Raw genomic sequence first — 7,544 nt, 5'->3', positions numbered from 1 at the left:
CGCTCAGCCACCTCGGTATTGGAGCCCTCGGCCCTGAGCACCCGATCGCGCAAATCCTGTGAGTACGCCTGTCCTGAACGCCACGCCATGAGACACCTCCGTACTGCTGCGGTCCCATTGGCACATCATCACCCCGGCTCAAAGCCACCACCGACAGCGTTGTGCAGGTCAGGAAGGATTTGCTTTAGATCGTGCGCCGGTTGATCCCCAGGCCTGCGGCGACGACTTCCGGGCTCTCGCCTTCCTCCACCCGCTTGACTGCATCCCGACGCAGCCGCTCCAGCATGTCGTGCGGGTAACTGCGCGCGTCAATCGTCTTCTTGCAACGCATGCCTCGTTTTACCAATGAGGCAATACTTGCGCGTGTCTTAGTAAGCACGGGCGTGGCCGCAGCGCCGCGATACCCGGAACTGGCGCTATGGTGCGCCCGCTTTTCGACTGACCGCAGCGCAAGCTTCCCTGGTCCACTCCAGGCTGGATCCTTGCGCACGTCACGTCCCGTCCATGAACACCGCACCAGACCAGCCGCTGCCGGCAGCCCCCACGCCGGCCGTGCACCTGTACCACATTGCCTATTCCGCGCAGACGCTGGCGGACCTGGAACCCGGGTACCTGCTGTTGGACAACCTTGCCAACGAGCGGCCCGACTGGTTCGAGTACTGGCCCATCCGTCGCTTTCTGCTCCAGGCCCTGGAGGATGGCAGGCTGGACGAGCAGGCTTGGTATGGCTTCTTCTCGCCGAAGTTCCGTGCCAAGACCGGGCTGTCGCACTCGCAGGTCTGCGACTTCGTGCACAGGCACGCGGTGCAGGCCGATGTATGCCTGTTCAGCCCGCAGCCCGACATGGGGGCTTTCTTCCTGAACGTGTTCGAACAGGGTGAAGCCTTCGATCCGGGCTTGATCGACGCGGCACAGCGGTTCCTGGCGCACGCCGGGTGGCCCTGCGCGTTGGGGACGCTGGTGATGGACTCGCGCCAGACCGTGTTTTCCAACTACTTCGTCGCGCGGCCCGCCTTCTGGCGCGAGTGGCTGGGGCTGTGCGAACAACTGTTCTCGGTCTGCGAGGGGCCCGACACGCCGCTGCGTGCAGCGCTGGTCCAGGCGACCACCTACCCCGGCCAGGCACAGCGCAAGGTGTTCCTACTGGAGCGCCTTGCGTCGTTGCTGCTGACGCTGCGTCCCCAATGGCGTACCGGGGCTGCGGACCCGTTCGGTTTTGCCTGGTCGGTGAGCCGGCTGCGTGAGCGCCCGGAGGATGCCTTCATCAGCGACGCGCTCAAGCTCGCCTTCCGGGAGCAGCGCTTCCCCGAGTACATGCGGGCCTTCGCGCTGATCCGCGAGCGCTTCTTCGACGCGTCGCCCAAGACCTGAGCAGAGGAAGCCGATGTTCGTGCAACTGAATGTGGTCGAAGCGCAGGTCGCCGAGCTGATCGACCAGGGCCGCCACGAGGAAGCGCTGCAGCAGATCGTGATGGCCGTGCAGGCCACCTATCGCCTGCCGGCACTGGCGCACCACATGCTCTACTACCCGGGACTGGACCGGCAGATGGAGCGGCTGGCACAGGCGCTTGCGGCCTCGGGGCAGCCCTCCTTGGAAGCCATGGACGTCGGCACCAACACGCTGGTCGTCGCCAGCGAGCTGTACGCTGTGGGAGGCCATTCGCGCGTACTGGAGGATCTGGTGCGCGAGCTGCCCTCGCCCACCGTCGTGCTGACCGATCTGTTCCACAGCTACCGCCAGCAGCCACGGCACCTGGACGCGTTGCACGCGCAGCTGGACGGCGTGCCCCTGATTGCGCTCAACCATTCCTCGCTGTGGCACAAGTGCCAGCAGTTGTACCGCCTGGTGCAGCGCCTGCGACCGCGCTGCATCCTGTACCTGCAGCACTTTCAGGACGCGGTGGCTTTCGTCGGCACGCTGGGCCACGGCGGGCCGGTGAAGTCGTTGGTCCACCATTGCGACCACAACCCCAGCCTAGGCTGCACGGTGGCCGGCATGGGCCACGTGGACGTTACCGATGAGCTGGGCACGATCTGCCGGCAACACCTGGGCCACGACACCACGGTGCTGCCGCTGTACGTGCCGGACCAGGGCTGCCGCACCTTCGACCTTTTCGCAGGCCACGGGTTCTCGGTCGTGACGGCCGGCACGGCAATCAAGTTCTCTCGCGGCGGCGCGGTGCCACTCCAGGGCATCGTCGCCACGGCACTGCAGGCAGTGGACGGGCGTTTCTTCCACATTGGGCCGCTGCCGCAGGACTGGGAAACCGAGATCCGGAACCACCTGCAGCAGCAGGGGCTGGATCCGGCACGCTTCATCGCGCTGGGTCCAGTTGCCTCACTGTGGCAGACGCTGGCCGAGCTGGACGCACATGTCTATCTCTCCTCGGCGCCAGTGGTCGGTGCACGCGGCACGGTAGAGGCGCAGGGCTGCGGCTATCCCGAGCTGTTCTTCCGCCATGACGATCCGCAATCGCTGTTGGCCGCCACCTCGCTGCACGCCGACACCGACCTGGGCTGGCACACACTGGCCGAACTGGGCGCGCTACTGCGCAGCATGGACACGGCACGGCAGCAGGCGGCGAGCCGACGCTCGCGCGCCTACTACGAGCAGCGCTTCTCGCGCAGGCCGTTCCTGCGCGCGCTGCCGGGGCTGCTGGGCCCCGGCCCCGCCGTCCTCAACGTCGAAAGGCCCTGTACACCAGCGGCTTGAGCCGGCTTGTACTGCGTGCAAGGCACCATCCCCGCAGCGCACTATCTGCATCGCCAAGGCATGCGCGTGAGGCGCATGTCGCGTGACCGCTCCCGAGCGGCACGTCAACCCATTGTGCCCACGGCATCCCGCACGGCAGCGATCACGGCGTTCGTCTGGTCCTCGGTCTGGGTGGGGCCAATGGGCAGGCTCAGCACCTGCTCATGCAGCCGTTCGGAGATGGGCAGCGTGCCGCGGGCAAGACCCAGCACGGCATACGCGGGCTGCAAGTGCGGCGCCACGGGGTAGTGGATGACCGTGCCCACGCCCGCGGCGGCCAGCCGCTGCGCCAGCGCGTCGCGCCGGGCATGGCGCACCACAAAGAGGTGCCACACCGGCTCGGCGAAGTCCGCCACCGTGGGCAGGCCCAGTCCGGGCACGCCGGCCAAGCCTTCAAGGTAGCGCGCCGCCACGGCTGCGCGGCGGCGGTTGAACTCGTCGAGCGTGCGCAGCTTCGGCCGCAGCAGCGCGGCCTGCAGCTCATCCAGCCGCGAGTTGGTGCCTATCACCTCGTTGTGGTACTTCACCTTGGAGCCGTAGTTGCGCAGCGTGCGCACGCGCTCGGCGAGCGCGGCATCGTCGGTGGTGACGGCGCCGCCGTCACCCAGCGCGCCGAGGTTCTTGCCGGGGTAGAAGCTCCAGGCCACCGCGTCCCCGTGGGCCCCCAGGCGGCGGCCCTTGTAGCGCGCACCGTGCGCCTGCGCGCCGTCCTCCACCACCTTGAGTCCATGGCGGCGCGCCACGGCCAGGATGGGGTCGAGGTCCGCCGGCTGGCCGTACAGGTGCACCGGCATCACGGCACGGGTACGCGGCGTGATGGCGGCCTCCAGCCGCGCCGGGTCGAGGTTGCAGGTCTCTGGGTCCGGCTCCACCGGCACGGGCGTGGCGCCGACGTGGCTGGCCGCCAGCCAGGTTGCGATGTAGGTGTTGGCCGGGACGAGCACCTCGTCGCCAGGGCCGATGTCCAGCGCGCGCAGTGCCAGCACCAGCGCGTCCAGGCCGTTGCCCACGCCCACGCAGTGCGCGGCGCCGCAGTAGTCGGCGTACTCGGACTCAAAGTGCTGGAGCTCCTGCCCCATGACGTACCAGCCCGAATCGAGCACGCGCTCGAAGGCGGCGACAAGCTCGTCACGCTGCGCGGCGTTGATTGCGCGCAGGTCCAGGAACGGAATCATTGCAGCCCCTCCACCATCAGCGGTCCGGGCAGGAAGCGCGCATAACGGCGCATCGAGGCCCGGATCGCTTCGAGCGACAGCGTGAAGCGGTACTCGTGCTCGTCGGTTTCGTTGAGCACGGCACCAAAGCGCTCGTGGAAGGCGCGCACGCTTTCGTTGCCGCGCTGCACCTGAAAATGCGCGGCGGTGAATCCCAGGGTGTCGAGCGCGTAGGCATACACCATCAGCGCCGACTCGACGGCGGCACCGCTGGGACAGCCATCCACCAGGATCCAGCTTCCCCAGCAGAAGCTCGGCCCCTGCGCGTCGTACAGCCGCACCGTGCCAAGCGGGTGGCCGGCAAGGCTTTCGATCACGAAGTAGGCCTCGCCGCTGCCGTGTTGGTAGCGCTCCAGCCAAGCCTGCTGGTCGGGCAGCCGGCCCGACACCGCCGACAGGTAGCGCGACTTGCGCGCATCGATGCGCAAGCCGAGGATGAATTCGGCATCCGCCGGTGCGGCATCGCGCATTGCCAGCGTCTTGCCCACCAGGCGCCGGGCACGCTGTATGGAAGGCACCGCCGGGGTCACGACCAACTCCATGCTCACACTCCCACCGCGGCGCAGAACTCGCCGTACTCGCGGATGTAGTCGGCCGCGTCGTAGTGGTGCGAGGCGAAGACCAGCAGCATCGCGTCGGGCGTGTACTTGTACTGGATGCCCCAGGTCATGGGCGGCAGATACAGGCCCCGGTCGGGCGAATCCAGCACCACCTCGGCCTTGTTGCGGCCATCGTCGGCCACCACCGCGCAGCTGCCGCGCAGGCAGATGAGGAACTGGTGGCATTCCTTGTGCGCATGCTCGCCGCGGATCTCGCGGCTGGGCACGCCGTACACCAGGAAGTAGCGCAGCGGCTTGAACGGCACCTGCCGGTCGAACTCGCCCACGGTGAGCTGGCCGCGAAGGTCTGGAATCACGGGGAAGTGATGCAGCGTTACGCCCTTGACCGGCAGAGGCTGCACCGCCGGGCGCCGCCCGGGCGGCTCGGCCACGAAAGCCGCAATGGCCGCCTGCTCGGACAGGCCCACATAGCCCACGATGCTGGCGGGATTGCCCTCCACGATGGCCGCCGGCGGTACCGAACGCGTGACCACTGCCCCTGGACGAACCAGGGCCCGCGCCCCTATGGTCAGCCCCGTGCTGAGAGTGGCATTGGCGCCGATCCATGCACCGGAGCGCACCAGGGTCGGGCCATCGCCAGCCACACTGGGCAGGCCGGCAAAGACGGCATTGGGGCCGACATACACGCCCCGCTCGAGCGTCACACCCGCGCCCACGTGCGCGCCACCCAGGACGACACACCCCGGCCCCACGGACGCTAGTGGGTCCACGTAGGCCCGTGCATCGATCTTGGCGGGGGCGTCAACGTCTGCGGTTCCGGGAGAGGAGTACGGCATGGCATTCATGGCCCGAAGTACACCCCAGGGCAACCGCCGCCGATGTGCGGAAAAAGGACTCTATCCCCCCCTTTTCCCCGACCGGTGCCGCCGGGCGTGAGATTGGGCGGCCGCCCAGGCTGCGTACCCGGTTTCCCGTATCGCACACACGCGCTGCGCACTTGGTCTGCAAAAAAGGGAACGGCCCCATGGGGGCCGTTCTGTATGGCGTGCCAGCCAGCGCGGAGCACCGGCCGCACGCCCGGCCCTCTCAGGGCCGGGGCCTACCAGCGGTCAAATCAGCGGCAGGTGACGCTGTTCCTCCTGTACCACCGGGAGCACTGCCGGCGCCAGGTTCACCGTAGCGCTGGCGGCGCTGATCGCCACGGCGCCGTGCTGGGCCGCCATGTCCGGCAGCACGGCGGCAGGAGCCGGTGCCAGCAGTTCGTCGGCACTGGGCAGCGTGGGCGCCGGGGCCGCTGCGACCGCTTGGTCGCGGGCGAACCACACGTCGGCCACTGCGTGCTGCGAGCCGTCCATCGCCGTCCAGTTGGATACCAAGCCCAGCAGGTTGCCGTTGTCCATGGCGGTGCTGGTCTGGGCCTGCAGGTCGATGGAAGCCACGCCGTGCTGAGCCAGGGTCTGCAACTCAGCCGCGTCGGTCTTGCCGTCGTGGTTGGCATCCACCCACAGGCGCAGCTGGTTCCAGTTCGCGTCCAGCGCGTCGAGCACGCCGTCGTGGTTGCTGTCCTCCAGTGTCATGGCGGCGTAGCCGTCACCCGCTCGCGTGCCCTGGGCCGTGAGCGTGCCGGCGCCGAAGAGCTCGCGCCCGTCGTTGATGACACCGTCGCCATTGCGGTCCATTACCAGCAGGCCGTCACCGGCGCCGACCCAGCCCACGCGGCTCACGCCGCTGCCGTCCACGTCATAGTCCACACCATGGCTGGCTGCCAGCGTCCGCACGCCGTTGCCGTCCAGGTCCAGCACGATGGGCGACACCCCGGCCAAGGCGGTGGTCTGGGCCGTTGACATCGCCGAAACGTCGAGGGCCGCAGCTTGGCTCATGGAGAGGCGCGACAGGTCTGCCGCATCCAGCGCGGCGGCCTGGGCGGCAGAGAGCGCACTGAGCTCGCCGGTCGTCAGGGCGGCGACCTGGTCACCATTGAGGGCTTTGAGGGCCGCGGTGGTCAGGGCCGCAAAGTCCTGTGTTTCCAGCGCGGCGATCTGGCCCACCGACAGCGCCACCGCCTGCGCGGTGGTCAGAGCAGCAAAGTGCTCAGGCTTGAATGCATTGAGGTCGGTGGTGCTCAGCCCCGACAGTTGCGCCGAGGTCAGCGCGGCGAACTGTGCCGGCGTCAAGTCATCAAGCTGGTCCGCACCCAGCACCGCAAGCTGATCAACTCTCAGACCACGAATGGCGGCCGTGCTCAGGGCTTGCAGGTCGGCGGAGTCAAGGGTATTGAGCTGCGCCGTGGTCAAGCCCGCCAGCTGGGCGCTGGTGAGGACGGCCATGTGAGCGGCATCCATGTCCTTGAACATCGCTGCGCCCACTGCGCCGATCTGCGAGGCGGTCAGCGCCTTGACGGCCGCAGTGCTCAAGGCCAGGAAGTCGTCGCTCTGCAATGCCCCCATCTGCTCCACCGTCAGCTCCGTGACCTGCGCCGTGCTCAGGGCCGCAAAGTGGGCAGCCTTGAGCGCATTCAGATCACTCGAACTCAGGCTGCCCAGCTGCTTGGCCGTCAAAGCCGAAACCTGCTCCACGCTGAGGTCGTCGAGCTGGTCGGCTCCCAAGGCCGCGAGCTGCTGCGTACCGAGGGCACGGAGGGCTGCGGTGCTCAGAGCCTGCAAGTCAGCAGAGTTCAGCGTGTCGAGCTGGGCACCGGTCAGCGCCGTGACCTGAGCAACGCTGAGCATGCCCGTGCGGCCGCTGGTCAGTGCCGCGAAGTCGGAAGTTCCCAGGCTCGCCACCTGGCCCGGCAGCAACGCGGCCAGCTGGCCCGACGTAAGGTCACCCAGCTGATCGGCACCTAGCACCGCGAGTTGCCCCTCGGTCAATGCACGCATGGCCGTGGTGCTCAGGGCTTGCAAGTCATCGCTGGTCAGCCCATTAAGCTGGACCGTCGTCAACGCAGCGGCCTGCGCGCTGGTGAGCACCGCAAACTGTGCCGACGTCAGCGCGTTGAGCTCGGCCGAGCCCAGGCTG

7 protein-coding genes are annotated in these 7,544 nt (G+C 68.1%); 2 read left to right on the top strand and 5 right to left on the bottom strand.

Annotated features, from left to right (window positions below; translation table 11 throughout):
- Window positions 1–184 precede the first annotated feature (184 nt).
- Window positions 185–331, bottom strand: a complete 147-nt coding sequence (locus H537_RS53160) for a hypothetical protein (RefSeq protein ID WP_156901826.1) — start codon at window positions 329–331, stop codon at window positions 185–187.
- Window positions 332–504: 173 nt separating this feature from the next.
- Between H537_RS53160 and H537_RS0118365 the strand changes: the two genes are divergently transcribed.
- Window positions 505–1,371, top strand: coding sequence for a hypothetical protein (locus tag H537_RS0118365; protein WP_051242949.1), 867 nt, complete (start codon window positions 505–507; stop codon window positions 1,369–1,371).
- A gap of 13 nt (window positions 1,372–1,384) precedes the next feature.
- The gene (locus H537_RS0118360) at window positions 1,385–2,713 is read left to right on the top strand and encodes a hypothetical protein (RefSeq protein ID WP_028999012.1); all 1,329 of its coding nucleotides are present in this window, start codon (window positions 1,385–1,387) and stop codon (window positions 2,711–2,713) included.
- A 104-nt stretch (window positions 2,714–2,817) separates the two neighbouring features.
- Here the strand turns inward: H537_RS0118360 and H537_RS0118355 are convergent, their stop codons facing one another.
- The 4 genes from H537_RS0118355 to H537_RS54485 form a co-directional block, all read right to left on the bottom strand.
- Window positions 2,818–3,927, bottom strand: a complete 1,110-nt coding sequence (locus H537_RS0118355) for a DegT/DnrJ/EryC1/StrS family aminotransferase (RefSeq protein WP_028999011.1) — start codon at window positions 3,925–3,927, stop codon at window positions 2,818–2,820.
- Window positions 3,924–4,454: a GNAT family N-acetyltransferase gene (locus H537_RS44050; protein ID WP_169517046.1), complete on the bottom strand. Its 531-nt coding sequence runs from the start codon at window positions 4,452–4,454 to the stop codon at window positions 3,924–3,926. Before H537_RS44050 ends, H537_RS0118355 begins: the two co-directional genes overlap by 4 nt.
- A gap of 56 nt (window positions 4,455–4,510) precedes the next feature.
- Window positions 4,511–5,371 carry a WxcM-like domain-containing protein gene (locus H537_RS50370; RefSeq protein WP_028999010.1) on the bottom strand — a complete coding sequence of 287 codons (861 nt, stop codon included), beginning with the start codon at window positions 5,369–5,371 and terminating at the stop codon, window positions 4,511–4,513.
- A gap of 264 nt (window positions 5,372–5,635) precedes the next feature.
- Window positions 5,636–7,544, bottom strand: a 1,909-nt coding sequence (locus H537_RS54485; protein ID WP_028999009.1) for an SPM autocatalytic domain-containing protein, incomplete at its 5' end; no start/stop codon positions are given.

This window comes from Azohydromonas australica DSM 1124 (assembly GCF_000430725.1).
GTDB classification, from domain to species: Bacteria; Pseudomonadota; Gammaproteobacteria; order Burkholderiales; family Burkholderiaceae_C; genus Azohydromonas; species Azohydromonas australica.
This window is presented reverse-complemented; position numbering and strand designations above follow the sequence as displayed.

Bases quoted from the DNA above. Each gene is read 5' to 3' on its own strand.
- H537_RS50370 (WP_028999010.1), bottom strand. From the start codon at position 5,371: ATGAATGCCATGCCGTACTCCTCTCCCGGAACCGCAGACGTTGACGCC.
- H537_RS0118355 (WP_028999011.1), bottom strand. From the start codon at position 3,927: ATGATTCCGTTCCTGGACCTGCGCGCAATCAACGCCGCGCAGCGTGAC.
- H537_RS53160 (WP_156901826.1), bottom strand. From the start codon at position 331: ATGCGTTGCAAGAAGACGATTGACGCGCGCAGTTACCCGCACGACATG.
- H537_RS0118365 (WP_051242949.1), top strand. From the start codon at position 505: ATGAACACCGCACCAGACCAGCCGCTGCCGGCAGCCCCCACGCCGGCC.
- H537_RS0118360 (WP_028999012.1), top strand. From the start codon at position 1,385: ATGTTCGTGCAACTGAATGTGGTCGAAGCGCAGGTCGCCGAGCTGATC.